The organism is Nocardia amamiensis, assembly GCF_015477605.1.
GTDB classification, from domain to species: Bacteria; Actinomycetota; Actinomycetes; order Mycobacteriales; family Mycobacteriaceae; genus Nocardia; species Nocardia amamiensis_A.
Genome location: NZ_JADLQX010000011.1, coordinates 1 through 26,701 on the forward strand (window position 1 = coordinate 1; position 26,701 = coordinate 26,701).

General features: G+C 68.7%; 23 protein-coding genes and 1 pseudogene. 10 read left to right on the forward strand and 14 right to left on the reverse strand.

The features are described 5' to 3' along the window. Positions 1-650 precede the first annotated feature (650 nt). From IU459_RS15925 to IU459_RS15945, 6 genes are all read right to left on the reverse strand, one after another. Entirely contained in the window at positions 651-935 is a 285-nt protein-coding gene (locus IU459_RS15925) for a Clp protease N-terminal domain-containing protein (RefSeq protein WP_195130322.1), read from the reverse strand. A gap of 197 nt (positions 936-1,132) precedes the next feature. After that, positions 1,133-1,267 (reverse strand): hypothetical protein, encoded by a 135-nt coding sequence (locus tag IU459_RS39315; RefSeq protein WP_267469822.1) that lies wholly within the window; start codon positions 1,265-1,267, stop codon positions 1,133-1,135. A 495-nt stretch (positions 1,268-1,762) separates the two neighbouring features. Further along, on the reverse strand, positions 1,763-2,203 hold the full coding sequence (locus IU459_RS15930; RefSeq protein ID WP_195130323.1) for a hypothetical protein: 441 nt from the start codon (positions 2,201-2,203) through the stop codon (positions 1,763-1,765). After that, positions 2,200-2,565 (reverse strand): hypothetical protein, encoded by a 366-nt coding sequence (locus IU459_RS15935; protein WP_195130324.1) that lies wholly within the window; start codon positions 2,563-2,565, stop codon positions 2,200-2,202. The genes IU459_RS15930 and IU459_RS15935 overlap by 4 nt, the downstream gene beginning before the upstream one ends. Then, positions 2,544-3,020, reverse strand: a complete 477-nt coding sequence (locus tag IU459_RS15940) for a DUF4254 domain-containing protein (RefSeq protein ID WP_195130325.1) — start codon at positions 3,018-3,020, stop codon at positions 2,544-2,546. Before IU459_RS15940 ends, IU459_RS15935 begins: the two co-directional genes overlap by 22 nt. A gap of 13 nt (positions 3,021-3,033) precedes the next feature. Beyond that, positions 3,034-3,213 carry a hypothetical protein gene (locus tag IU459_RS15945; RefSeq protein WP_195130326.1) on the reverse strand — a complete coding sequence of 60 codons (180 nt, stop codon included), beginning with the start codon at positions 3,211-3,213 and terminating at the stop codon, positions 3,034-3,036. Between the two features lie 413 nt (positions 3,214-3,626). Between IU459_RS15945 and IU459_RS40095 the strand changes: the two are divergent. From IU459_RS40095 to IU459_RS15955, 3 genes and pseudogenes are all read left to right on the forward strand, one after another. Continuing rightward, positions 3,627-3,821 (forward strand): annotated as a pseudogene (locus tag IU459_RS40095) (helix-turn-helix domain-containing protein); the annotation flags it as partial. A 9-nt stretch (positions 3,822-3,830) separates the two neighbouring features. Next, the gene (locus tag IU459_RS15950) at positions 3,831-4,868 is read left to right on the forward strand and encodes a hypothetical protein (RefSeq protein WP_228838001.1); all 1,038 of its coding nucleotides are present in this window, start codon (positions 3,831-3,833) and stop codon (positions 4,866-4,868) included. Further along, a complete protein-coding gene (locus IU459_RS15955) occupies positions 4,844-6,394 on the forward strand; it encodes a bifunctional ADP-dependent NAD(P)H-hydrate dehydratase/NAD(P)H-hydrate epimerase (protein WP_228838002.1) in 1,551 nt (516 codons plus the stop codon). Before IU459_RS15950 ends, IU459_RS15955 begins: the two co-directional genes overlap by 25 nt. Positions 6,395-6,442: 48 nt before the next feature. Here the strand turns inward: IU459_RS15955 and IU459_RS15960 are convergent, their stop codons facing one another. The 3 genes from IU459_RS15960 to IU459_RS15970 all read right to left on the reverse strand — a co-directional run bounded on the left by IU459_RS15960 (position 6,443) and on the right by IU459_RS15970 (position 8,764). Next, a complete protein-coding gene (locus IU459_RS15960) occupies positions 6,443-6,727 on the reverse strand; it encodes a hypothetical protein (RefSeq protein WP_195130328.1) in 285 nt (94 codons plus the stop codon). Continuing rightward, complete coding sequence (locus tag IU459_RS15965; RefSeq protein WP_195130329.1) at positions 6,724-7,473, reverse strand: hypothetical protein; 750 nt, start codon at positions 7,471-7,473, stop codon at positions 6,724-6,726. Before IU459_RS15965 ends, IU459_RS15960 begins: the two co-directional genes overlap by 4 nt. A gap of 250 nt (positions 7,474-7,723) precedes the next feature. Further along, a complete protein-coding gene (locus IU459_RS15970; protein WP_195130330.1) occupies positions 7,724-8,764 on the reverse strand; it encodes a tyrosine-type recombinase/integrase in 1,041 nt (346 codons plus the stop codon). Between the two features lie 1,024 nt (positions 8,765-9,788). On the opposite strand from IU459_RS15970, the gene IU459_RS15975 reads away from it, so the two are divergent. The 3 genes from IU459_RS15975 (at position 9,789) to IU459_RS15985 (ending at position 11,445) form a co-directional block, all read left to right on the forward strand. After that, complete coding sequence (locus IU459_RS15975; RefSeq protein WP_195130331.1) at positions 9,789-10,418, forward strand: transglycosylase SLT domain-containing protein; 630 nt, start codon at positions 9,789-9,791, stop codon at positions 10,416-10,418. Between the two features lie 91 nt (positions 10,419-10,509). After that, a complete protein-coding gene (locus IU459_RS15980; protein ID WP_195130332.1) occupies positions 10,510-10,824 on the forward strand; it encodes a hypothetical protein in 315 nt (104 codons plus the stop codon). 90 nt (positions 10,825-10,914) lie between these two features. Continuing rightward, complete coding sequence (locus IU459_RS15985; RefSeq protein ID WP_195130333.1) at positions 10,915-11,445, forward strand: J-domain-containing protein; 531 nt, start codon at positions 10,915-10,917, stop codon at positions 11,443-11,445. A 19-nt stretch (positions 11,446-11,464) separates the two neighbouring features. Here IU459_RS15985 and IU459_RS15990 read toward each other — a convergent pair whose 3' ends face one another. Then, positions 11,465-11,929: a MarR family winged helix-turn-helix transcriptional regulator gene (locus IU459_RS15990; RefSeq protein WP_195130334.1), complete on the reverse strand. Its 465-nt coding sequence runs from the start codon at positions 11,927-11,929 to the stop codon at positions 11,465-11,467. A gap of 58 nt (positions 11,930-11,987) precedes the next feature. Here IU459_RS15990 and IU459_RS15995 point away from each other — a divergent pair, with 58 nt between their 5' ends. Both IU459_RS15995 and IU459_RS16000 read left to right on the forward strand, forming a co-directional pair. Then, positions 11,988-12,965 (forward strand): pirin family protein, encoded by a 978-nt coding sequence (locus IU459_RS15995; RefSeq protein ID WP_195130335.1) that lies wholly within the window; start codon positions 11,988-11,990, stop codon positions 12,963-12,965. Between the two features lie 134 nt (positions 12,966-13,099). Next, positions 13,100-13,396 (forward strand): excalibur calcium-binding domain-containing protein, encoded by a 297-nt coding sequence (locus IU459_RS16000; RefSeq protein ID WP_067479471.1) that lies wholly within the window; start codon positions 13,100-13,102, stop codon positions 13,394-13,396. 88 nt (positions 13,397-13,484) lie between these two features. Here the strand turns inward: IU459_RS16000 and IU459_RS16005 are convergent, their stop codons facing one another. Beyond that, positions 13,485-13,706: a DUF3618 domain-containing protein gene (locus IU459_RS16005; protein ID WP_195130336.1), complete on the reverse strand. Its 222-nt coding sequence runs from the start codon at positions 13,704-13,706 to the stop codon at positions 13,485-13,487. Positions 13,707-13,871: 165 nt separating this feature from the next. Between IU459_RS16005 and bcp the strand changes: the two genes are divergently transcribed. Continuing rightward, a complete protein-coding gene (gene bcp, locus IU459_RS16010) occupies positions 13,872-14,345 on the forward strand; it encodes a thioredoxin-dependent thiol peroxidase (RefSeq protein WP_195130530.1) in 474 nt (157 codons plus the stop codon). A 226-nt stretch (positions 14,346-14,571) separates the two neighbouring features. Here the strand turns inward: bcp and IU459_RS16015 are convergent, their stop codons facing one another. After that, positions 14,572-15,804, reverse strand: coding sequence for a hypothetical protein (locus IU459_RS16015; RefSeq protein WP_195130337.1), 1,233 nt, complete (start codon positions 15,802-15,804; stop codon positions 14,572-14,574). 297 nt (positions 15,805-16,101) lie between these two features. On the opposite strand from IU459_RS16015, the gene IU459_RS16020 reads away from it, so the two are divergent. Continuing rightward, a complete protein-coding gene (locus IU459_RS16020; protein WP_228838021.1) occupies positions 16,102-16,725 on the forward strand; it encodes a TetR/AcrR family transcriptional regulator in 624 nt (207 codons plus the stop codon). A gap of 37 nt (positions 16,726-16,762) precedes the next feature. Here IU459_RS16020 and acpS read toward each other — a convergent pair whose 3' ends face one another. Both acpS and IU459_RS16030 read right to left on the reverse strand, forming a co-directional pair. Beyond that, positions 16,763-17,200, reverse strand: coding sequence for a holo-ACP synthase AcpS (gene acpS, locus IU459_RS16025; protein WP_040775285.1), 438 nt, complete (start codon positions 17,198-17,200; stop codon positions 16,763-16,765). Between the two features lie 76 nt (positions 17,201-17,276). Next, positions 17,277-26,591, reverse strand: a complete 9,315-nt coding sequence (locus tag IU459_RS16030; protein WP_228838003.1) for a type I polyketide synthase — start codon at positions 26,589-26,591, stop codon at positions 17,277-17,279. Positions 26,592-26,701 lie beyond the last annotated feature (110 nt).

The window sequence follows — 26,701 nt, forward strand, 5'->3', positions numbered from 1 at the left end:
AGCCGCGCCGGGTGGTCCCATAACTGGCAAAACCGCTAGTCAGGTGGTCCCATCAGTGGCAAACGGGTGGTCCCATGCTCAGGGCAAAACCAGCTCCGAAGTGGTCCCTTCCCCCTGGCAACCGACAGCGCGGCGGCCATAGTCATGGTGACGGCGAGTGCTTTCATCATCGAGTAAACCCCTGCTGTCGTTGAGAATACGTGTGTCAATCAGGGCGGACTGCGACTTTCCCCGACCTGAGTCATCACGCGACCACATCCTGACAGGGCGAGGGATTTTCCCGCAGCGGAATCCGCTCTATACGCCGTATCGCCCTGCTTCCTCGCCTGAGGGGCAGGGCGATTTCACCGTCTCCGGGTCCGGTCACCGCAGATAGCGAAGCCCCCGACCGGCGAAGGGGGGAACGCCGGTCGGAGGCCACAGGGTTGCCCGACGTCGCGACACCAAGCGCGTCGCGGCACAGGCGAAGCTACCAGTTGGCATGTGAGGCAGCAGTGAGGGGCACCCCACGCGTCTCACGAGAATGGACCCCGCAGCGCCCGTCGGTATCGCGGGGTCCACTCGACCCATCTCGGCGCGCAGAGCCCTCGGAAGCGGCAAGAGCCATGCGCCGCCGAGCCTACCCCGGTATGCGGGAGGTTTCGTTCGTTTCAGGCCGGCCGGATGACGGCCGTGCCGTCGAGGCTGCGCACCCGGTACTCGCCCGGCCCAGGTATCGGCGCAGCGATGATCTGCCCGAGGCGGCGGATCAGTTCGGCGGGGTCTACGCCCATCCGATCGCGCAGCTCGACTGTCGAGATGGCGTCAGGGTCGGAGAACGCGGCGATCAAGACATGCTCGACGCCCACCCATCCCTCACCGCGGTCCCGGGCGAGGTTTTCGGCGTCGGCAAGCAGCTGCTCGTACATGGGTGTTCGGATGATCGGCTTCGCCATCGCTCTACCTTTGTATGCCAGTGCTCAATGATGGGGGAATGACCAATACGACGGAATTCCTGGACATAGAAGCAATCCGGGCAACGGCTGGCCCGGAACGGAAACCTGCCGACCATCGACCTCGGCACCCGTCGTCGGCGCGTACCCACCGCGCCCCTGCTGAAGTTGCTGCAAGTCGATGGCTGAGCCACTCTCGTTCAGCCGGGGCGGTTGCGAACCAGGGGGACATCGTTGAGATCCGACATATCCAGCACCGCGAGATTCGCACCGCCCCACGGATCTTCTTCGAGTTCGTCGGTAGGCAGGCTCGCCAGAATCGCATCGATATCCACCACCCCGAGCGTCACCCTCCGGCAACGGCCTGGTCTGATCCGCCATGGCTGTCAACATACTGGTTCTCGCGGGCAAGCCCGTTGCGGATCTGCAGGCGCCGTCGCCGTGACCTGTGTTGGTCGGCCTGTCCGACGATTAACGCGCCCCGCCTCCGTTGAGTCGGAGGCGGGGCGCGATTCTCTGTATCCGGTGTGCTGGTCTACATCCCCAGCTTCGCCAGCATCCATGTGCCGAGGGAGTACATGTCGTCGGCGGGGATGGCGCGCGTGTAGTGCAGGGGCGGTGTTATCCATCGGAGCCGACGCCATCCGGTGGCCGGTCGGATGACCCAACCGCCATATTCGCGGTGAGGATGCCACTGGCCTTCACCGGTATAGCCGGGCTCGCGGGAGACACGCCGGAACCAGTAGTACACGTGGCAGCGCAACAAGAACCAGCGCCTCGACCATGTGGCAGGGCCGCTACTGATAACGAGCAGCTTCATCGGAGTGAACTTAGCACTGGATGATGGTGGGTGCGGTTTCCTTGCGGCCCTCGTCCGTCCCGGTGTCCCAGGTAGCCCGCATGACGATCTTGCCCTGCCACGCGCCGGGTACGCAGTCCAGCGCCATCGCGGCGACGTGGACGCTGGGGTTGGGGATCTGCGTGACAATGCCCGGCTCCCCCTTCGGCTTCGGGTTGCTGGTGCCCGACCGATGCCATAGCTGCAACGTGAGGTGGAACTTGAGCGGGGCGGGATCGCATTTCACTGTTCCGCCGACGACGACGGCCTTGTGCAGCACGTACGGGTTCTTGTTGAACTCGAAGGTGCAAACACCGCCAGGCTTGGCCGCCACGGGCTCGATGGCCTGTGCGGCTCCGGCCGGGGCGCCTGCGGCGAGCACTGCCGCTGCGGCGCACCCCACGCGCAGAGCGCGGCCGATTCCTAACTTCATGCTTTCCTCCTTGGGTGGGCGTGCCGACCACCTCGCCGGGTCGGCGCCGTTGATGTGGTGTCGAGGGGTGGGGCGACTCCTGCCGCGCGCAATGTCCGCTGGATCTCTCGCTTGCGGGCGCAACAGCCGAGGCGGCAGCCGATATGCCGGGCCCACTGCTGGCGCGCCTGCTCGACCGTCAGCGGCAGGGGCGGCGGCTCGTGGCTGAGGCGTTCGTCGATCTCGCGCACGCGCGGCCCGGTCGGCGGCGCATCAGTCAGCAGCCACGCGACGAGACACGCGATGGGAAAAGCGACGGCAAACAGGCCGACGATGACGGCGGCAAACGTCGCGGCGAGAATCAGCACCGGCCCGGCGGGCATGGCTGTCCGTCGATCACCTCAGCGACCAGGTCGGCCCACTGAGTAGCGAGGTATCCCACCGTCGACCAGGCTGCGTGCATGGCTTCCTCGGCTACTTCGGTGTGGATGAGCAGCAGCAGTTCAGCCTCGACGTAGGCCGAGGCGAGGGCATCCACTGTCGGGCCGACGAGTTCGGCGCGACCGTGGGCCGGCTCGATGTGGGTGCAGACCCACTGATTGATCAGGGTCACGAGATCTGATCGGCGGCGGTCGATCTCGGTGGCACGTGCTGGGTTGATGTGGCGGGTGCGGTGCAGGTGCGCGAGGCTTTGCGCCCATCGGGTGATCAGGTGGTCGCCCGGGGTGTAGCCGAGCGCGCCGCGGAAGGCCGCACAGACCTCATGCCAGTCAGGTATCCCCCGCGGGCCGGTCGCTTTGTGGTCGTGCGGATGTCTGCGTCGAGATCTGTTGGCCACGTCCATATCCCGGCTACCCCTGCGATCCGAATGAGTAGGCCATCGCCGCGAGGTATTGCAGGCACCCGCCGCCGTGGCCGGAGTGGTCGGCGAGGATGAACCGGGCGCGGTCAAGATCGAGGTCGGTGGGCTCGGTCGCGCAGTCGCGGTAGTGCGCGGCCCAAAGGTCCCGGGTGTCTCGCGAAATGTGCATGGCAGCCTCCGTGTACTCCGATTGCCCGTGTCTCTAGAAGGCGGCTGCGGCGAGGTGGGCCGGACACGGTCGTCCCCGGTCAACGATGTGATGCTGATGTCGGGTCAGCAGCGCAGCGGCAGCATCGAGGGTGGTTATCTGCGGTTCGGAGCAGTTCGGCAATGTGAGCACAGGCGGGCCCCCTGGCGGTTGCACCCAGAGCGCCGGTCCCGGCGACCGGAAACGGGGGTTCCGGGTGATTGTGGTTTCGGTGCGCGCCCGACCGCCCTCTCATGCGTCGACTTACGACAGCGGTGTGCCCAACGTGCGAGTGTCGGACAGACCGCACGGCCGGGCGCGCACATTCAACTTTAGGTATCAACCACATAAAATGTTGATACAAAAGTATCAACCTTGCCCTGTAGTCTCGTGGTATGAGCAACAACGAACTACCAGCACTCATCGAGGGCATAGGCGAGCGCATCGCCGTTTACCGCCAGGCTGCGCGGCTATCGCAAACCGAACTCGGCACCGTAATCGGACGCTCACTTCCATGGGTGAGTCAAGTCGAGCGAGGTGTACGAGGAGTCGAGCGTTTGACCGATTTGGTGGCCATAGCGACGGCTTGCCGTTGCACGGTGCCCGATTTGCTAGGCGGCCGAATCGAAGACCTGACCCCAGGGCCGTCGCCCCGCCGCGACACCGTCGCCGCCGTGCGGGAGGTCATGATGCGTACCGCACTGCCGATCGCGGCGCCGTCGCTCAAACCGACCGTGCCGCTCGACGAGATCGGCCACCGCGTCGCTCAGGCATGGCAGACCTGGCACACTTCTCCGACCGCACATACCGCGCTCGGCCGCGTGTTGCCCGACCTAATTGAAGCGGCAAACACCGCTTATCTCGTCGAGGGCGACGACCGCCGACGCGCCGCGCGCACTCTGTCGGGGACATACCAAATCACCCGACAGTGGCTGCATCACCTGCCGGAAGCCGAACTCGCGTGGGTCGCCGCCGAGCGTGCGCTAGCCACTGCCCGGGAAGCTGACGACCCGCATTTGCTCGCTCTCGGCGCGTGGGCGATGAGCGCCAGTTATCGCCGTGTCGGACAGCAGGAGGAGGCAACCCGCATCTGCCTGACCGCTGCCGAGGAGCTGAAACGACGCCTGGATCGTGAGCACGATGACGTGCTGCTCGCTGACCTCGGCATGCTCAATCTCGCCGCGGCGATATCGTCAGCGCAATCAGACGAGGCCGGCCAAGCATGGAGTCTGTACGCAGTCGCCGAAGATGCTGCGCGCGCACTCGGGACACGGTATGACCCTTGGACGATGTTCGGTGCTGGAAACGTGGACATCCATGGACTAGCCATTGCAGCCGAACTCGGCGATTCCAGCGTTGTCGTGGATCGGATCTCCCGGTTGGACATCGACCGAGTGCCCAGTGTCGAGAGGAAGTCCCGCGTGCTCATCGACGCCGCCCGCGCGTATACCCAACGCAAGGAAGACGAGCGAGCGGTACTAGCGCTGCTTGATGCCGAGAAGGTCAGCTCCGATGAGGTGCGCCATTCGATCCTCGTGCGCGAACTGGTTCGCGAGATTCTGTTGCGTGACCACGCCCGGGCCCGTCCGCACGTGCGCGCGCTCGCGCAGCGATGCGGCCTGCTGCTGGTCGACTGATCGCTCCCTCATTTGGTGGAATGACTCAGATGAAACAGAGCTCAACAGCCTTTCGCGCCGCTGATGTACTTGACACAGTGGCAACAGAATTGGCCCGCAAAGGCCCCGAGGACCGCCTGCTGCGCCGCGCCGCCGCGCAGTTGGCGAGCGCGTGCATCCAATTCCTTGCCGAGCGCACCGGTGGCGTTTATGGTCGCCGCGTGGCGCTGCTGGTCGGTACCGGCAAGAACGGCGCCGATGCACTACTCGCGTGCCCGAGGCTGCGCCGCCGCGGTGTCGTGGTCGAGGCGCTGCTCGTCGCCGACACCGCATACGAGCCCGGCGTTATCGCGCTGCTGAACTCCGGCGGCCGCATCATTACTCCGATGAATCCGGGGGACGCCGCCAAGGCGCTCGCGCGCGCCGACCTCGTCGTCGACGGCATCATCGGCGAGAGCAGCTTCGGTGCGCTCCGTGGCCGCGCGGCCGAACTGGTCGCCGCGATCCCTGCCGACATGCCCGTGATCGCTGTCGATCTGCCCTCTGGCGTCGACCCCGACACCGGTGAAATCAGCGGCCCGCACGTGCGCGCCGATGTCACCGTGACGTTCTCGGCGGCGAAGCCGTGCGTGCTGCTGCCGCCCGGGTGCCACGCCGCCGGCCTCGTACGCCTTGTCGATGTCGGACTGCCTCCGCTGCCCGCTGCTCCAGTGGTGCGCCGACTCGGCGACAGCGAGATAGCCGCCCTCTGGCCAATTCCCGAGACCGCCGCGCACAAGTACATTAGAGGCGTACTCGGTGTGGTGGCCGGCTCCGACGCTTATCCCGGTGCGGCAGTACTCGCTGTCGCCGGCGCCGTGCAATCCGGTGCGGCAGGAATCATCCGATTCGTTGGCCCAGGCGGCGTGACGGCACATGTTCTGTCCGCGATACCGGAAGCGGTGCCGGGAATCGGGCAGGTCCAGGCGTGGCTGCTCGGTTCCGGAGTCGAAAACGATGAGGATCAGGACAATGCGATCGGTGTCGCCCTCGACTCCGGGCTGCCGTGTGTCGTCGATGCTGGCGCGCTCGAAGCCTGCGTACGCCGCCGCAATGCGGGCAACCGCCCGACTCCAAGCGACCGTCTGCTGCTCACCCCTCACGCGGGCGAGATGGCTCGCATCATCGGATGGCTGGGCACCGGCGTGACGCGGGCCGAGATCGAAGCCCGCCCAATGCATTACGGTCACGAAATCGCGAAGGCCTTAGACGCAACGATACTGGTCAAGGGTGCCACGACACTGATCGTTCGCCCGGATGGCTTCGTAGCCAGCCAAGCCGAGGCACCAGCCTGGTTGGCGACCGCAGGCGCAGGTGATGTGCTCGCTGGTATCGCGGGCGCGCTGATGGCAGCTGGACTGAATGCGTTCGACGCAGGCGAGATAGCAGCAAGTGTGCATGGCCGTGCTGCCGCCCACGCCCATCAACGCCGCGGTGGTGGCCCGCTGACTGCAAGCTCCGTCGCAGAAGCCGTTCCCCAGGTGGTCGGACAGCTTCTGGCGTGTTGACGCAGGTGGAGGGGCCGACAGTGCGGAGAAAAGACGCCGACATCCTTCTCATGCCTCCGCTGCTCCGTCATCGCCGAGAATTTCGCGCAACCCCGCCTCGATATCCAGGTGGCCGGCCAGACGTTCTCTGAAGATGGCCGCCTGCGTCCTCAGCCATTCGTCGACGCGCTCGTCGCCCAGCTCCGACTCGAGAACGTCGGCACCCGAAAGTGGTGCGGGCGCTCCGAGCTGGCTGTGGAACATGTGGCAGCGCCCGCAGTAGCGCTGCTCGATGTCGGCCGGGTGGTAGGACACCGATCCGCAGGCGGGGCAGGTGATCGACGGCAGGTTCATGGAGCCTCGCGATGGCCGCGCCCGAGCAGTTCCTGACGCGCCTGAGCAACCGCCGCATTCCAGCGCTCACGGTCGGCAACCCACTTGATGGTGACTACGCCGATCGCCGTTTGCCCGGTGTACTCGGCGCTGCCGTCACCGCGGTCGACTGCATCCGGGGCCAGACCGAGCGCTGCCGCCCATTGTCCGGCGAACACCGCCTCGATGGCATGGCGATCGTCAAGATCGCTCACCACCACCCAGCCGTTGATCATCCAACTCTCACCGCGACGCCAGTTCGACCACGACACCGGCGGCAGCTCAGCCCCGGTCTGCAGAAGGAACTCGACTACCTCGGAATCGAGGTCTTCCCATCCCCGGCGGGAACGCTCGGCGTCCTCGTTGACAACGATCTGCCAGCCCTCGATCCGGCCCTCCCACCGCCGACCATCGCGCGCCGGTTCGGTTTCGGGCAGCCCCAGCCGCCGCGCGCACTGTTGTCCAGCGTCGAGCGCGAGCGTGTCCGGGTGCACAAGTCCGAGGAATCCGTCACCACCGCAAGTACTACGCACCCACAGCATCTGCGGGTACGTGCGACGCAGCAGCGCGAGCATCTCCTCACCCGATCGCGTGAAAGTCGCCAGCTCGTCGGCCAGGCGCTCAATGCCGTCGCGCAGCAAGCGTCGCTCGAGGTCGCCGGCCATGGCGCGCTTGGTCGGGTCGGCACCCGAGCGCCACTCGCTAGCCTCCCGCTCGGCGTCGTCCATGAGCCACCGCAGCCGCGCGCGCAAATAGTCGACGTCCCCGATGGTGGTCTCATCGACTGCGGGCAGATACTTATCGGTGGTGAGCGTATGCTCCCATCTGGCCACGGTATTCGTGTCGGACATATTGAAACCTTCTCTGCGCGTTGTTATTTAGATAATTGACTTCAATAAGAGTGTTCGCGAGCACGGCTCGGTACCCTGCCGGACGGGGCAGCAGGAGTTCGACATTCTGGAAGATGGACCCGTATTCTCAGCGCCGTCCGCGAACGTGCCGGGATGGGCGCACCGACTCTGCGATAGACACGGCAGAGCAGGTGCAGGGCAGGCCGGCGGCAATGGAGCCGACGGGGAGCGATGGAGGCGTCGTCGGGAACGACGCGGCGGAGGCTAGAGTGAACGCCTTCGGTGGTGCTGAAGACGCGATGGTGCCGCTGATCTCGCGGCGGACCGAGCCGTAGGCCATGAGGCCCTCCTTCGCGCCGGCGGCGGCGCGGCGCATCGCAGCATCCGGGACGAAAGTGTAGATCTCGGTGGTCGTGATGCGGGCGTGGCCGAGCAATTGCTGCACTGCGCGCAGGTCATGACTGACCGCGTAAGCGAGAGTGGCGAAACGATGTCGCAGCGTGTGCGCTGTCCACCGCCCAGGCAAGGCCCCGGAGACAAGTTTCCCCAGGTAGGCAGCAGAGAGGTGACCGTCGATCTGCCCAGGGAACAGGTAGCCCGTTCCTAGTTGAATAAGTTCAGCGGCAAGGCTGTCGTCGCAGGGCACATAGCGTTCTCTATCGCCTTTGCCGTCGATGCGCAGCAGCCAACCGGTCGGGCTGCGCAGCAGATCCTCCGAGTGCAGCTGCGCACACTCGGCGCGGCGGATGCCGGTGAGGGCCAGCACCGTGATCATCAGGCGTGTGCGGTTGTCGACGTGGTGCAACCCGGCCTCCACGACTGCATCAGGTGCCGGGCGCGGCAGCTTGCGCGGCGGGGTGATCTTGGGGAGCTGGTTGGTCGGGTCGACCTCCACGTGACCGTTGTCCACTGCCCATTGGTAGAAGCCGCGCAGGCTCGATCGGTAGGAGCGGCGTGTCTCGATACTCCAGGCGTGCCGCGCCATCCATCGGACGATTTCACCGCGGGTCAGCTCGCCCGGGCCCCGGTCACGGTAGCTGTCGGCGAGGTTGCGCAGGTGATAACAGCGCAGGTAGCGAGTGGTGCGCGGGCGTCCTGCGGCGATCAGTTCCTGATCAAACAGTTCGATCAGATGCTTCCATTCGGGCGTAACCACAAGTCGTCTCATCGTGCGCTCTCCTGTTGCGCAACGCTCTGCCCTCGCACATAGGGACGGCCCTCGGCCCCTGGCCGTCGCGCAACAGTCCATTTTGCGATGGATTCCAGATTGTTACCCGAACAATGCCGTAAGTTAGCCGAACGTGGCCCGCGCATCCTCAGCAGGTCGCAATGACATCCCGAACCGGCGGAGTCGACCTTAACCCCCCAGGAGGCAGAACCGGCAGCGGAAACCATGCCCGCCGAGGTCAGGCGAGGGCTTTGCGCGGTGCAGACTCTTAACCAGCGGGTTCGGGGTTCGAGTCCCTGATGGCGCACAGCACAACAAGACCGCGCCCTTGCCAGTCCCCGGACGGCAAGGGCGCGGTCTTGTCTTCTCCGTGGGGCCGGAAATCTCCGTGACCTTCGCGTGACCTGCGCCTCTTCACAGATGTACCACAGGTCTCAATTCAGACAGCATTACCCTCGCGAAGCCGCCGAATCCACTCAGCGGCCCGAAAAATTCTGTGAGCTAGCGCACATCAGGTTTATAAGCAAATTCCCAGCTCAGACCCTGCTTCGATGACCAACTCCTAGGCTTTCCAAGATCATCGCCACCGCTCATTCACGGTTCGTTCACCGTTTGTTCACCTAGCGTGACCATTCTGCAATCAGGTCACAAAGCGACCTGAAGTTTGGTCAGCCCGAGGAGTTGTAGACACCGATTCGGTAACGATCGCACGGATGGCAGCTGTCAGCCAACGCGATCGGCGGAGCGGATTCGGAAACGGACCCGCGATCTCCATACTTCCGCCCGACTCTTCGCATCCAGGATGCGGAGTCCCGCGCGACACCGCGCTCCAGGCCCCATCGAGGGCGAACCGGCGCCGCACGCACGAAGTGCGCCGCGTTCCGGGGACATGAGCTCCCCCACAACCAAAGCACACAACAGCAGATGGCCGTTTCGGCGAACGTCCACGAGCGTCCGCCGCAGGATCCGTGCTGCCCGAACGCGGCCGGATCGAGAAAGTCCCCGAACAAGGAACCGATTCGCAATGCCTGACAGACGCCTTTCCGCCCTTCGTCGCCCCTCACTTCGTGAAACCATCACCGTCGCCGCCGCCGCCGCGGGTGTCGTGGCCGTGGCAGCCTGCTCCGCGGCGTCCGTGGCCGACGACAGCGTCCCGTCTCGCATCGCCATGGTGGCCGAGGAACAGGCCGCCACCACCGCCGCTCCGGCGCCCGCCGCACCCGCCGCCGCACCGGTCGCGGAGGCGATTCCCGCGCCCCTGCCCGCTCCCGCCCCGGCCCCGGAGCCGGTCCCGGCGCCGATGCCCCCTCCGCCGCCGCCCGCGCCGGTGTACGCGAACAACCTGGACGGCTGGATCCGCCAGGCACTCGACATCATGGCGGCGAACAACATCCCGGGCAGCTACAACGGCATCCACCGCAACATCATTCGGGAGTCCTCCGGCAACCCGCAGGCCATCAACCTCTGGGACTCCAACGCCGCCGCGGGCATCCCGTCCAAGGGTCTGCTGCAGGTGATCGACCCGACCTTCCGCGCCTACCACGTCGAAGGCACGTCCTGGGACATCTGGGACCCGGTCGCCAACATCGTCGCCGCCTGCAACTACGCGGCGCACCGCTACGGCTCGATGGACAACGTCAACAGCGCGTACTGAGTCCGTCACCGCCACGCAGCCTCCCCGTCCGCCGATGGGGAGGCTGCGGCGCGTATAAGGTCCATGGACACCTGCGACCCATGGACACGCCATGACCGACTACGCACACAGCGAAGCAGCCGCCAAGAGCCGCGCCGAGAAAGCGCGACGGCTGGCGGGCTACCTCTGGCAGCGCGGCATCACCGGCGCCGAGGTGCTCGCGATGTCCGCACCCGTGCGACGAAAGCTGGCCAGGGCCGCCGAGACCAATCCGCCGAGCACCGACGAGACCTGGGTGACGGTCGCGAGGCTGCTGGACGAGAAGGACGACTGGGCCGCCCGTTATCCGGAGCATCCCGCGGCACGGCGTGAGCACGCCGACGAGAAGCTGCTCTGGGTCAAGCCACCGATCACGCCGTGGTCCTGAGCCGCACCGAAAATTGCTCCAGCCCAAGGCTTTCCGCGCCTACTACAAGTTTCCGTAGACTGGCGTCATGCGTCCGCCGACACCGTCGCGATGACCGAGCGCAAGCCGTCGAAGCTGACCTTCGAATCGTGGATCGAAAAGCAGGTCCACGAGGCGTCCGAGCGCGGCGAATTCGACAACCTGCCCGGCACCGGCAAGCCGATTCCCGGCGCGGGTGCGGTCCACGACGAGGACTGGTGGTTGCGCGGGTACCTCCGCCGCCAGGGAGTCAGCGGCGACGCACTGCTGCCACCCTCACTACTGCTGCGGCGCGATATCGAGCGCCTGCCCGAGACGGTGCGCGACTTCCCGGCCGAGCGGCAGGTGCGGGCGGCGGTGAGCGAGCTGAACAAACGCATCGTGGAGTGGCTGCGCCTCCCGGAGGGACCGTTCGTGCCGATCGCGCCGGTGAACGCGGATGAGATTGTCGCGCAGTGGCGCACCGAGCGCGATGCCGAGCGGACGCGCCGCGCGGCATCGTCGAGGGGCACCGCGCAGGCGCGCCGCGACCAGGTCATCGCCCACCCGCCTCGACGCGGCTGGTGGCGCCGCTGGCTGGGTCGCGCGAAACGCGCCGAGTAGCACGACGCATCCGACCGGTTCAGGCGTCCAGTTCGGTGGCTTGCTCCACCTCGGCGACCACCTTGTCCGCGAGCGCGCGCAGCGCCCGCGCCTCCGCCGCCGTCATCGGCTCGACGAACACGCGGCGGACCAGATCCACGTGGTTCGGCGCGGCCCGCTCCAATGCGGCGCGCCCTTCCGGCGTGAGCTGCACGATGATGCCGCGGGCATCCTCCTCGGCGGGCCGCCGCTCGACCAGCCCGCGGGCGTCCATCCTGGCCAGATGCTTGGACAACCGGCTCTTCTCCCAGCACACCTCGGTGGCCAGCTCCTTGGCGCGCAGACAGCCGCCCGGCGCGGCGGACAGCGCCACCATCAATTCGTAGTCCGCCAGGGACAGGCCGTCCTCGGCCAGCCCGGCCGAAATCGCCCCGTCCAAACGCTGGCGCAGCCGCACATAGGCCTGCCAGGTCGCCTGCTCGTCGTCACTCAACCACCGGACCATGGGAATGAAGTGTAGTCACGATTGGTTGACATGGACACCAACTCTCGAGGAGGTCACCATGCCCGCCGTCACCGTTCCCGACATCATGGTCCTGCCGCGCCTTCCACGCCCGGACGTCACGCTGCGCGAGCGGCCGGTCCGGAGCGTGGTCACCGCCCACCAACAGCGCGAGGGCGCTGGATTCGAAGTGCGCAGGCCGTTCCCGAGCATGGATCTGCGCGCGGCCGACCCGTTCATCCTGCTCGACCAGATGGGCCCGGTCGCCTACGAGCCGCACGAGGCCAAGGGCGCGCCCTGGCATCCGCACCGGGGCTTCGAGACGGTGACCTACATGCTCGACGGCACCATGGTGCACCACGATTCGCACGGCGGCGGGGGCGTCATCGGCGAGGGCGACACCCAGTGGATGACCGCGGGCTCCGGCATCCTGCACGACGAGGTCCCGCCGGAGGAGATGGTCGCCTCCGGCGGCTGGTTCCACGGGATCCAGCTCTGGGTGAACCTGCCGCGCACCCTCAAGTTCGCGACGCCGCGCTACCAGGATCTGCGTGCGGGCGAATTGACCCTGGTGAGCTCGCACGACGGCGGCGCGCTGGTCCGGCTCATCGCCGGCGCGGTGGGCGGATTCACCGGTCCCGGATCGACGTACACGCCGATCGCCTACGCGCACGCATCGATCTCACCCGGTGGCCAGCTGAAAACGCCATGGCCGCAAGAGTTCACGGCGATGGCGTACGTGCTCTCGGGCAGTGGCACGGTGGGCGCCGAGCACAGGCCGCTGAGCCAAGGACAACTGGCGGTCTTCGGTCGCGGGTCCGCGATTACCGTGACATCCGATGCGCGCCAAGACAATCGGACCGGCGCGCTGGAAGTACTGCTACTCGGCGGGCAGCCGATCAGGGAACCCGTGGTGCAGTACGGGCCGTTCGTGATGAACACCCGCGCGGAGATCGTCGAAGCGATCGAGGATTACCAGGCCGGGCGGATGGGCAATATCCCGGTCGAGCACCTCGGCGGCGCCGCTCTCACGCCCTGATCCACGCCGTATCCGCGACCCCCTAATGCCCTAATTCCGTCCCCCTACGGTTGACAAGAGAGCGAGCCGTCACAACAGTGGATGCGGCGTCCGGTCGGGCGCACCAACCACCGCAGCAGACAACAGAGGAATACATGAACGTTCGCCGGCTCACCGTCAGCGCGGCCGTCGCGGGAATGACCCTTCTCGCGGCGCCGGCCGCCCTAGCCGCCCCTCCGTCCGGTTCCGCCGGGACCGGCTCGTCGGCCGTCGACACCGGCTCCGCCGCGACCGGCTCGGCCAATATGTCGCAGAGCGGCTCGGCTGGTGGCGCCTTCGCCAACTGCGACGATGCCCGCGCCGCCGGACGGGCCCCGCTGTTCCGCGGCGAACCGGGCTTCGGCCCGCACCTGGATCCCGACGGCGACGGCTTCGCCTGCCCGACGGTCTGAACCGACCGCGACAACGACGACACCCGGTGGGCATTCGCCACACCGGGTGTCGTCGTTTTCCAGCTCAGCGGAAGTTCTCGCGCAGTGCTCAGCGGAAGATCTTCAGCAGCACCACCCCGACGACCAGGGCGGCGGCGCCGATCAGGCTGTACTTCACCTTCGGCTCGTTCAGCTTCGCGACCACGATCTGCTTGGTGTCGTCCGCGATCCGGTGCGGATCCGCGCGTACCGCGAGTTCGTCGAGCGTGCTCGCCAGCCGCGTGCGGGCGGCCTCGATATCCCGCTCGATCCGCTCGGTATCCCTTGCCACGTTCCACCCTCCTGTTGTCGATTGCCGCGCCGGGAGCACGGACCACGCCGCATGCTCGGCCGGTCGCGGAGCGCCCAGCGCACGCGGACGAGTCTATCCGCCCCCACACCCGCGATCGGGCCGCACGAGGATGTCCTGTCCGTGCGTTCGGTTACCGTGCTGGAGGTGACCACCAACCAACGACTCTCCCCCGGCGACACCGCCCCCGACTTCACGTTGCCCGACGCCGACGGCAAAGACGTCTCGCTCGCCGACTACCGCGGCCGCAGGGTGATCGTGTACTTCTACCCCGCGGCGAGCACGCCGGGCTGCACCAAGCAAGCCTGCGATTTCCGCGACAACCTGGCCGACCTGAACGGCGCCGGGATCGACGTCCTGGGCATCTCGCCGGACAAACCGGCGAAGCTGGCGAAGTTCCGCGACGCCGAAGGGCTGACCTTCCCGCTGCTGTCGGATCCCGAGCGCGCCGTGCTCACCGCATGGGGCGCATACGGCGAGAAGACCATGTACGGCAAGACGGTCGTCGGCGTCATCCGCTCCACTTTCCTGGTGGACGAGCAGGGCAAGATCGCCGCGGCGCAGTACAACGTCCGCGCCACCGGCCACGTCGCCAAGCTGCGCCGCGACCTGTCGGTCTAGCGCGCGACGGCGCAGCGCACAGCCCGGCGCCACAACGACGCCGGGCCTAGGCCGGGGTTACTCACATGCGCTGGGCCAACCATGAATTCGCGCGCCCCAACTCTCCGCTGTCCTACGAGCACCGCAGGCGCTGGCAAACAATCACAGTCCAGCTGATCCACACCTTCCCAGCCCCGTCGGGTGCGAGTCTTACGAGCACCGTTCGCGGCGCCGCAGGCGCTGCAAATCAGATACCGCCTGGCATCACCTGCTGCGCGGCCCATTGCGCCATCAAGCGGAGATGCTCGTCCCACCAGTCCGCCGCTTCGGGGGTGAACGCGGCGGGCGGCGGAGACTCACCGGGGAACAGCAGCGCCTCGTTGGGCGCACCCACCCTGCTATGGGACGGGACGCCGGTGCCGGGCATCAGCGGCTCCTGAGCATCCGGCTCCTCATGGCCTGCTGCTTCGGCGATCGACAGTGGCAGCGGGTCGTGCTCCGGAACAGTGCCCCAACGCTGGCCGGAGAGCTGCGAGCCGGTCGGGGTGGTCGAGCCGGCCGGACCGGCCGAAGATCCATCCGCCTCGCTACCCCGCGTCCGATCCAGCCCGGCCGCGACATCCACCGCACTCGCCGCGTCGCGCTGAGCGTCCGCGACCACGGTCGGCATCGGGCGCGAGAAACCATTGAGCACGTAACCGCCGCCGACGACCATTCCGCTCGCCAGCACACCGGCCGCCGCGAACAACGCCACCCCGCCACGCGCGCGGTGCGGCTCCTCGACCGGCTCGACACGACTGTCGGACTCCATTCGCGCGCTCAACGCGGCGCCCGCCGCGCATGCGAAAGCGGCCATGGTGCAGGGAATCACCGGCGCCCCGAAGTCCTCGACAGCGGCCGACACCGCCGGTTCCGCCGCGGCCGAGCCGATCAACGCCACCGCGTCCGGCTTGGTCGCCGCCGCCTCCAACTGATCCCAGGCCGCCGTCACGGCCCCGCCGAGCGACTGCGGCGTCGTCCGGCCCGCCCGCCCCACCGCGGCCAGCACCCGGCGGCGCCCGCGATCCACCAGGGTGAACGCCTGGTATCCGGGGACGACCTCGCAGATCAGCAGATTGTCGAAGGTATCCAGCCAGGTCATCACGCCCGCCACGCTCAGGTGAGCCGACTTCGCCGAGACCATGGAAGCGCTGTGCCAGGGACCCGCCGCCAGCCTGGTCACAATGGCACGGCGCTCCGCGGAGTCCCGGTAGGCGACCGCGACGCCGCCGATCTCCCGATCCGGGCCGAGCCCGGCGGCCATAGCGTTCAACACCGCCTCCACGGACGCCGCCACATCCGCATTGCTGTCGCTATCGGTCCGTCCCACCCGGCGCAGCAGCACGCGATCCGCTAGCTTCTCGCCGTCGGCGAGCGCCACCGCGTGCACGGCACCCCGTTCGGTGGAAACGCCGAGAGTCACCAGAGATTCAGCCACCACTGATCACGCCTCCCTCTAGGCATTGACCGAGCTCACGAGCTTGCCGAAAGTCATGAGCCGCATGGATTCCCCTGCTCGGAGCACACGTCGCGAGACACGCGCGCTCGGTGTGTGTTCGGCGCCACATCACCGGGTGGATGGGTGCGGAAAATCAACCGGGCTGAACTCGAACAGCGAACGTGCGTGCCGCCGACATGCCCGTACCGTTAGCCTGGACGGGTGGAAGTACGCGCGGAGGCCAGGTCGAAGCACCGTCTGGACCCTGCGTTGGAGCTGCAGGACGACCCACAGGAGCTCATGCCGCGACGCCGGCCGACGCAGGAACGCAGCAAACGCAAGTTCGACGCCTTACTCCAGGCATCCAGAGAATTGCTCGTCGAGGTCGGTTTCGAGTCGTTCACCTGTGAAGAGGTGGCGGCCAGGGCCGAGGTGCCGATCGGCACGCTGTATCAGTTCTTCGCGAACAAGTACGTCATCGTCTGCGAGTTGAATCGGCAAGACTTGGTGGCCGTTTCCCAAGAGCTGGCCGACTTCCACGGCGAGATCCCGTCACTGGACTGGCTGCGGCACATGAACCAGTTCGTCGACCATCTGGCCAACCTGTGGATGACCGACCCGTCCCGGCGCGAAGTGTGGCTTGCCATGCAGTCCACGCCGTCCACCCGGGCCACCGGCGCGATCCACGAGAAGCAGTTCGCCGAGGTCGTGTCGCAGATGCTGCGCCCACTCACCCCGCGCACGCCGCGGGCGCGGCGCACCATGATGGCCGAAGTGCTGGTGCACGTGGTCTATTCGATGCTGAACTTCTCGGTCCAGGACGAACAGAGCAGCGCGGAGGCGGTCGCCGAACTCAAGCGGCTGATGGTCGCCTACCTGCTCGTCGCGGAGAAGGAATCGCGCACCGGCGGCGATAAGAGGTAAGCGGTGGTCCCGGCGCGAACCGGGACCACCGTACGACTCAGCCGACGCTGTCGCGGCCTTCGATGAGATCGGCCAGCTCGCCCGGGTCTTCCAGCACGACCATCGCCGCCGCGGTGTCGCCGTCGTGGGTCAACGACAGGTGAACCCGGACCCGGGGCAGGAATTCGGCGGCGAGGCCGTGCAGCTTGATGCTCGGCCTGCCCCACGCGTCGTTGACCACCTCGATCAGCGGATACGGGTTGTCCCCGATCTGCGGGCGGCGGGCGAACCGCGAGGATGCCCAGGCTTTGAGCACCGCCTCCTTGGCTGCCCACCGCGCCGCGTAACTGCGCGCCGGGTCGGTTCCTTTGCTCTGGCAGTAGCGCCGCTCGCCCGCGGTGAAACTCTCCCGGAGCATGGTGGTTCCGGCGCGTTCGAGCTGTTCGGCGAACTCGGAGATGGTCACCAAGTCCAAGCCGATACCGAGGATCGTCATAGGCGCGCAGCCTACGACGTGATCCACGACGCCGCGCGGGCACCCGGCGCGGCGAGTTGCCCCGCCGCGCTTCCGGTTACGCGCATCCGAGCCCGTTCGCCCGGTACGCCCCGTCCTCGGCCAAACGCGCGTCCGGCGAGAGCAGCACGTCAGCCTCGAGTTGCCGAATCCGCTTGGTGGACGTGCCGTCCCCGCCGAGGCGGCGATCCGCGGGCCGCTCGTACAGCGGCGCGCCGCCACACATCGCCTCGACGAACCGCTGCCGGCCCGCCAGCTGCCGCTCCTGTGCCCTGCGCTGGTACTCCTCGCGCTTGCCCGGCTCGATGGCCTGGATGAACGCCTGCGGGTGGACCACCGCGAGCAGGCCGGAAACGTGCCCGAAGCCGAGCGAGGTCACCAGACCCGCCTTGAGCGGCAACCGGTCGCCGAAGCGCAACGGCTCGCGCACCCACACCAGGTGGGGGTACTCGCGCATCTTGTCGTCGACGCAGTCCAGGCTCCGATTCGGCGGTACCACACCGCTTTCCAGCACCTGGCACAGACCGATCAGCTGGAACGCGGCCGCACCGCCCTTGGCATGGCCGGTCAGGCTCTTCTGCGAGACGACGAACAGCGGAGCGCCGTCCGACCGCCCGATCGCGGCGGCAAGACGTTCGTGCAGCTCGGATTCGTTCGGGTCGTTGGCCGCGGTGGAAGTGTCGTGCTTGGAGACCACCGCGATGTCGTCGGGCCGCACGCCGAGTTTGCGCAGTTCCGCGACGAACCGCGACTCGCGGCCCCCGCGACCCGCACCAAGGGCGCCCAGGCCCGGCGCCGGAATCGAGGTGTGCACACCGTCGGCGAACGACTGGGCGAAGGCCACCACGCCGAGCACCGGCAAACCGAGCTCCAGCGCGATATCCCCGCGGGCCAGCAGCACCGTGCCGCCGCCCTGCGATTCCACGAACCCGCCACGGCGCCGGTCGTTGGCGCGGGAGAAGTACCGGTCGCTGATGCCCTTGGCGCTCATGGCCGCCGAATCCGCGGTGGCCGACATGTCACCGAAGCCGACGATGCCCTCGATGCCGAGGTCGTCGTAACCGCCGGCGACCACCAGCTCCGCCTTGCCGAGCCGGATCTTGTCCACGCCCTCCTCGACCGACACCGCGGCGGTGGCGCAGGCCGCCACCGGGTGCACCATCGCGCCGTAGCTGCCGACGTAGGACTGCACAACGTGCGCCAGCGCGACGTTCGGCAGGGCCTCCTGCAGGATGTCGTTGGGCCGCGGCTCACCGAGCAGGTTGTCGATGTAGAGCGAGCGCATCGAGGTCATGCCGCCCATGCCGGTGCCCTGCGTGTTCGCCACCAGCGAGGGATGCACCCAGCTCATCAGCTCGGCGGGGCTGAACCCGGAGCTGATGAACGCGTCCACCGTGCAGACGATGTTCCACAGCGCCACCCGGTCCACCGAGGCGGCCATGTCGGGCGAGATGCCCCAGATGGTCGGGTCCCAGCCGGTCGGGATCTGGCCGCCGACGAAGCGCGACAGCTTGGCCCGGCGCGGCACGCGAATCTCCGTGCCCGCCTTGCGCGTCACCGTCCAGTCGCCGGAATCGGGGACCGGTGTGATCACCGTGTGCTCGGGGTCGGCGGCGTGGAAGGCGCGGGCCTCGGCCTCGCCGCCCACCGTGAACGACAGGTCCTGGTCGAGGAAGATCGAGGTCATCAGCGGAGCGGAGCCGTCGGTCATCGCGCCGTCGTCTTTGTAGCGGCGCACCCCGCAGCGGGCGACCACCGCGTCGTGGTAGCGCTCGGCCAGCTCGTGCTCCGGCACGTAGTCGCCGGAGGCGGTGTCGTACCAGCCCGGCTTGGGGTCGTTCTCCCAGGTGACCATGCCGGTGGTCCAGGCCAGCTCCAGCACGCCCGCCGCCGACAGCTCGTCGGAGACCTCCATCTCGAAGCGGGTGCGCGCCGAGCCGTACGGGCCGAGCTCGCCCGCGCCGACGATGACCACCATGTCCGCCGGATCCGCGGTCACCTCGCCCCACTCGGGCACCGGCAGCGCCGAGGACATGGTCGGCGGCGCGGGCAGCGCCGCGATGGTCTTCTCCGCATCAGCGGCGGTCTCGGGCTCGGCAAGCTCGGCGGCCTGCTTGGCCAGCGCGGGCAGGTCCAGCTTGGCCCTGGCCAGTCCGCCGGTCAGGTCGATCTGCTGCGGACCGGCGACGGTCACCTGCCTGGCCCGCGAGGTGCACCACTTGAGCAGCTCGTCGGCCATCTCGGTGGTGGACCAGGTCTGCACGCCCGCTTTCTCGACCGCGGCGACCATCGGGTCGTTGTGGCCCATCAGGCCGGTGCCGCGCACCCAGCCGATCAGCGCGTGCACCAGCGTGACCCGGGCCGACCACGACTTCTCGGCCCGCCACTTGGCGACCACCGCGTCCAACGCCGCCTTCGACTCACCGTAGGCGCCGTCACCGCCGAACATGCCGCGGTTGGGCGAACCGGGCAGCACCACATGCAGTTTCGCGTCCACGTCGTGATCGGCGCCCAGCTTGGACAGCCCGCCGATCAGCCGCTCGACCGACCACAGCAGCACCCGCATCTCCAGTTCGGCGCGTGCACCCGCGTCGGCGAGGTCACCGGCCACCCGCGGCGCCGCGAACGGCAGCAGCAGGGTCGGCGTCATCGCGTCCTTGACCTTGACCTTCGCGCCACCGGCGTTGTCCACCTGCTCGGTGCCGACCCAGTCGATCAGCGCGTCGATGTCCTGGTAGGACGCCATGTTCGCGGGCACGACCCACAGGGCCGCGCCGTGCCTGGCGTTGTCCCGGTACAGCTTCCGGTAGAAGCCGAGACGCTCGTCGTTCAGCGTGGACGTGGTGACCACCACCGTGGCGCCACCGCTGAGCAGCCTGCCGGTCACCGCCGCCGCGATCGATCCCTTGCTCGCGCCGGTGATCACGGCGATGTCCGAGGACCACAGCCCGGGTTCGGCGACGCTGCGCGCCGCTTCGGCGATCCGCTGGTACAGCCCCGCGAGCACCGAACGAGCCTCGTGCATCGCGCGCTGACGCCACCAGTCCGCCTGCGCGGCAACCGCTTCGCCCGCGCCGAGGAACCCGGTGACCGGACCGTTCGCGCTTCCGGCGTCGTCGGCGAGCCAGAGCCGGGCCAGATCCTCCCGCGCGGCGGCCCACCGGTCGTCCAGCAACACCGCCTTGCGCGCGTCGAACACCGGCGCGACCAAACGCGGCCAGTCCGAACCCAACTCGGCCGAAACCAGGTCGACCAGCGAGTCGTCCGTCGCCTCTGGCGCGGATACCCGCTCGGAGAGCCCGAGCTGCTCGAGCACCACGCGGGCTGCCGTGGCCAGCACACCGTCGCGGCCGGTGATCTGCTCGGTGAACTCGCCGAGCGCGGCCGCGTCGACGGTCCCGCCGCCACCGCCGCCCGCCGCGGGCAGCGTCACCGCGACACCGCGGCGGGCCGCGACGGCCTGCACGGCGGCGTCGATGGCCGCGTCGACCGAGGCCGCATCGCCGAGCGAGCCGGAGACCAGCCCGCCGAGATCGCCGCCACGCACGCTGGTGCCCTCCCTGGTGCCGAGCGACACTTCGGCGGTCACGTGGCTGGCCCACCCGTCGCCGAGTTCCCAGACCTTCTTCACCCGCTCGGCGATGGCGGCCGGACGCTTGCCGGACGGCCCGAACACCTTGCGCAGATGGTCACCGATCGCATCGGTCAGGACGGATCCGAAGGGACGATAGGTGCGGGCCAGCCGCTCGACGGTGGCGGAGAGCGCGCCCATGTCGGCGTCGGCCGCGCCGTCGATCGCGCCGAGCGAGAGCTCGGCACCCAGGTCGACGAGCAGCTGGTTACGCCGGGAGGACACGCCGTCGCACAGGCCCTCGATGGTGTCCACCGGACCGATCTGGTCCAGCCGCAGCTTCGTCCACAGCGCGATCAGCACGCGGGTGGCGTCGGCGGCGGTGAACGCGATGTCGTCCGGACGGGGGCCCGCCGAACTCGGGGCGGGCGCTGCGACCGGAGCCGCGGCGGCGGGTGCCGGGGCCGTGGCTGCTGCCGGCTCCTCGACCGGCTCGTCGACAGGCGCGGGGTCGGTGTCGGTCGCGTACACGATCGCGGCTTCACGCTCGATGTTGAGCACCTCGACCTTGGCACCGCCGAACGCGGGCAGCTTCAGCGTCTGGCCGGCCAGGTTGGCGACCGTCGGTGTCGCGCCGAGCCCGATCTCCACGAACCGCTCCACGCCGAGGCCGCCCTGCTCGGCCTCGGTGAACAGCAGGTCCTGGGTCTCGATCCAGCGCACCGGGCTGGCGAACTGCCAGGCCAGCAGTTCGATCAGGACGACGCGGCACAGGTCGGCCGGCCGGGCCGCCCAGCTGTCGAACTCGTCCAGCACCGCGGCCAGCGGCTCCGACGGCACCAGATCCGCGATCTCCTGGATGAACGCGCGCTCCAGCGAGAACGGCCTCGGGACCAGGTTCGGGATGTAGCGGCCGAGCAGGATCTCCGGCTGCAGGTCCGAGGGCAGCAGCTGCTCGAGCTTGTGCCGGAACTCCGGAACGCCCTTGCGCAGCACGGTGGAGTGGAACGGCACATCGATGCCCGGTACCAGGATGAACGCCCGCTTGCCGCCGAATTCCGCACGGCGCCGATCGATCTCCTTCTCCAGCGCGTCCAGCCCGGCGACCGTGCCCGCGATGGCGTACTGCGAGCCACGCAGGTTCAGGTTGACCACCTCGAGGAACTCGCCGACCCGCTCGCCGACACCGTTGACGAAGTCGACCACGTCCTCGTCGGGCAGCCCGATCTGGGAGGGCCGGATCGCGGCCATCCGATAGTCGCTGCGGCCCTGCGCGTCTCGCGGCACCAGCTCGTGCATCGCCGAGCCGCGCTGGAACACGACCTCGAGCACCGCCTCCAGCGGCAGCACACCCGCGACGGCCGCGAGCGCGTTGTACTCGCCGACCGAGTGGCCCGCGAAGATCGCGTGGTCCACGAAGGCACCGGCCTCGCGCAGCTCCGCCACCTGGGCGACGCCGAGGGTCGCCATGGCGACCTGAGTGAACTGGGTCAGGTGCAGCACGCCGTCCGGGTGCCGGTGCTCGACGCCGCGGGCTTTCAAGTAGGTCGGGTTGTCCCGCACCACGGCCAGGATCGAGAAGCCCAGCGCGGCACGGGTGTGCTTGTCGGCGCGCTCCCAGATGTCCTTGGCGGCCTTCGACCGGGCACGGGCGTCCAGCCCCATCCCCTTGCGCTGGATGCCCTGGCCGGGGAAGGCGTAGGCGGTCTTCGGGGCCGCGGTGCGACCGGTCGCGGTCATCACCAGCTCGCCGTCGGTCCGGCAGGAGACCTCGACGATCTCGCTGCCCGCGTCGACCGCGACGCGCTCCACGCGCACGTCGATCTCCGCGCCGGGGCGGACCATGCCGAGGAAGCGGGTGGTCCAGGCGGTCAGCGTCCGCGGGGGGACCGATGCGGCCGGATCGATCGCCGACACCGCGTGCTGCGCGGCGGCCGACAGCCACATGCCGTGCACGATCGGGCTGCCCAGCCCGGCCAGCTTCGCGGCGGCGTCGCTGGTGTGGATCGGGTTGTGGTCGCCGGAAACGGCGGCGAAGGCGTGCATGGTGCGCGGCGCCACGATGGTGACGTCGCGACGACGCCTGCGCGGGGTGTCGGTGGCCGCGTCGGACAGCGTGCCCGCCGCGCGCGGCGGATCGGCGAGTTCGCCGGTGCCGTTGCGTCCGCGGATGGCGAACCGTTCGGTGAGCGTGGCCAGCACCGGCATGGACATCCCCGTCTCGGGCTTGTCCAGCATGGCGGTGATCCGCACGGTGACTTCGACGACGCGGCCGAGGTCGGTGTCGAGGGTCTCCCCTGCCTCCGCGCGCACCGCCAGCACGCTGGTCTCCGCGGGCAGCTCGCCGGCGAGGTGGACCTGATGATCCAGGTGGACCAGGTCGAGCATGCCCTCGATGACGCTCTCACCCTTGGCGGTGCGCGTGGCGCCCAGCACCGCGAACACGGCGGGCCAGCAGGCGCCGACCAGCACGTCGGGCACGGTGCGCCCGAGGGTGCTCAAGGTGGCGGGCAGGCCGGAGCCGGTCACTCCGGCGTGATCGGCGATGAGATCCGGTGTCCAGGCCAGGTTCACGTGCGCGACCTTGCCCTTGACCTCCGGCAGCGACTGCCCGGCCGCGACGGCCAGCAGCGCGGACATGGCCTCGTCCGCGTCGGCCTCGGTGACGACCGGGGAGCCGCCGTTGTACACGGTGGTCGGCACGGTGATCCGGATGCGCACCGCGTTGTCGGCCAGCAGCGGAACGGTCAGTTCCAGGTAGGAGTGCTCCGGTTCGGGTCCGGTGGTCTCGGCGAGCGTCGCACCGCTGGGCGGATGCACCGCGCCGTCGTCGTCGACGACCCATTCGGACAGATCGCCGAGCCGGTGCACCGGACTGATGGTGGTGCGGCCGGCCCACTCGATGTCCGGCGCGGCCAGGACAGCGTCGATCGGGCCGGTAGCGATGCCCGCGGTGCGGCGCGCGTCCACCGGGGCGGGCACCACACCCGCACGGACCAGCGAGTACGCGGTGTCCTGCTCGAAGCGGTCGAGCAGCTCGCCGACCGGCTCGTCGACCCGGGTGATGCCCGCGACCGAGACGGTGCCCGGGATGACGCACACCTGATCGGCCGAGTAGCGCGGGTCATGCGCCTGCCACAGCGAATCCGAACGCCACCAGCGGCGCACGTCGGCGTCCACGACCGGCACGAAGTTGACCGGCTTGCCCGGCGTCTTGCACAAGGACACGAAGAACGGGACGTCTGCCGGGTGCAGCAGGGTCTGCTCTGCGGCGGGGTACCGCTCTTTCAAGGTGCAGAGCGCGGCGACCGGGTCTTCGAAGTTCTCGTCGCTCCCGAACAGCGTGGGGATCTCGCCGCGGTCGGCCGGGTGCAGGCGGGATTCGGTGCGGCGCACCATCTCCGCGAATCGATCGCGCCAAGTGATGTCCAGCCAGACCGAGCGGGTGGCCTCGGCGATGGCGTCGCCGAGATCGCTGCCGCAGTCGAAGTCCTTGCGGCGGTCCAGGCCGACCGCGAGCTCGACGTAGCGCTCCAGCCACTCCTGGTACGTCATGGTGACCAGGTCGCCGAAATACGGCTTGGCTGTGGCGTTCAGCGCCGCGATGATCTCGTCCCGGCGCGCGGCGACCGCGTCGGCGTCACCGGCGACCTCGTCGAGCAGGCGGCCGGTGCGCGAGGCGGCGTTGTCGATCTCGTGGATGTCGGCGCCCAATTGGCTGCGGCCCGAGGCCATTCCACCGGACGCGGTGCCCGCGCCGACCCAATCCGGCGTGCCGGGGGTGTCCACCAGCAGTTGCTTGACTTCCGGTGCGGTGGTGGCCTCCAGCGTCGCCATGGCGGCGGTGCCGACCAGCACGCCGTCCAGCGGCATGTCGGGGTAGCCGTGCTGCACCGCCCATTCACCGGTGAGGTACTCGGTCGCGCGTTCGGGCGTCCCGATGCCGCCACCGACGCACACCACCACGTTGGCGCGGTTGCGCAGTTCGGCATAGGTGGCCAGCAGCAGGTCGTCCAAGTCCTCCCAGGAGTGATGGCCGCCGGCTTTGCCGCCCTCGATGTGCATGATCACCGGGTAGTCCGGCACCTCGTCGGCGATGCGCAGCACCGCGCGGATCTGCGCGACAGTGCCCGGCTTGAACGCGACGTGCGCGATGCCGACCTCGGAGAGCTCCTGGACGAGCGCGACCGCTTCCTCCAGTTCCGGAATGCCCGCGGTCACGATGACGCCGTCGAACGGGGCGCCCGCCGCACGGGCACGCTGCACCAGTCGCTTGCCGCCCAGCTGCAGCTTCCACAGGTAGGGATCCAGGAACAGCGAGTTGAACTGCACCGCGCGACCCGGTTGCAGCAGCTTCTTCAGCTCGGCCACCCGGTCGGCGAAGATCTGCTCGGTGACCTGACCGCCGCCGGCCAGCTCCGCCCAGTGGCCCGCGTTGGCCGCGGCGGCGACGATCTTCGCGTCGACGGTGGTGGGAGTCATGCCCGCGAGCAGGATCGGCGAGCGGCCGGTCAGCTTGGTGAACGCGGTCTCGACGACGATGCGCCCGTTGGGCAGCCGCACCGGGCGCGGCGCGAACGCCGACCACGGCGTCGCCGGCTCCGGGGCCGCGCCAGGGGTGAGCAGGCTGCGCTGCCCGGCACGGGTGGCGGCGGCGACCATGCCGACGCCGGTGCCCTTCAGCGTGCCCGAGGTGACACGGGACAGCAGGTCGCCCGGACCCAGGTCCAGAATCCATTGCGCGCCGGCGGAAACGACGCCCTCGACGACGTCGACCCAATCGATCGGGTCCACCAGGATCCGTCGCGCCAGCTCGCCGGCCAGCTCGGCGTCCAGGCCGCACTGGGTGGCCCAGCTGCTCACCAGGTCGACGGTGTCGGCCAGGGCGGGATGGTGGAATGCGACGTCGACGGACACGTCCTCGAAAACTGGGGCAAACACCGAGCCACCGCGCACCTTGGCGTCGCGCTCCCTGGCCTGCTCGTCGTGGATCTGCGCGCACCGCCGGCGCACCCGCTCCAGTTGCGCGGGCGGCCCCGACAGCACCGCGCGACGGCGTCCGTTGCGGATCGAGACGACCACGCCCGCGGCCGGGTCGAGTCCCTCGCAAACCTGCGCCACCACACCACGCAGCAGCTCGGGATCGACGTTCGACACCGCGACCATCGGCGACTGATCGCCCACCGGCATCAGCCCGCGCCGCCGTGCGACCAAACCCGCTGCGGCGCCGATCATCTGGGCGATCGCGAGCAGCTCCGCGTCACGCGCGCCGCCCGCTTCAACCGCGGCCGCCGCCAGCAGTCCCTGCGAGTGCCCGACGATAGCGGCCGGCGCGTGCTCGGCCGCGTCCAGGCCCTGCAGCCGCAGTGCCCGCACGGCCGCCACCTGGGTCAGCAGCACACCCGGCATGGAGACCGCGGCGGAGCGCAGCACGTGCTCGGACGGCGCAGCGGAGGTTTCACCCTCGTCGGTGTCGGCGAGCTCGTTCTCCAGCATCCAGCCGATCGGGTCGAAGCCCACCGGCCGCACTACCAGCAACTGTGCGGCAACCGGCTCGAGCAGTGTGGCCGCCTCATTGACCAGTGCGGTCAGCTCCGGCTCCAGCGCGCTGTCGCGCCCGATCTCCTCCAGTTCGTTCAGCCACTGGGCACCCTGCCCACCGAAGGCGAGCGCGTACGGCACGCCGCCGAGCAGACGATCCAACAGCGGCGACCGCGCCCCGCCCGCCGCGGCCTTCCCGGCGGCCTCGACCGCCTTCGTGCTCCGTCCGGCCCCGGTCTTGGTGCTCTCGTTGATCGTCAAGGCGCTTCGACTTCCTTTTCCATGCGACATGCCCCGGCGACACGCCGGTCCCTCTCGGTACGCGGACGCTCGCGGGCGATCGGCCTGATACGGGCGAGGATGGCACAAAA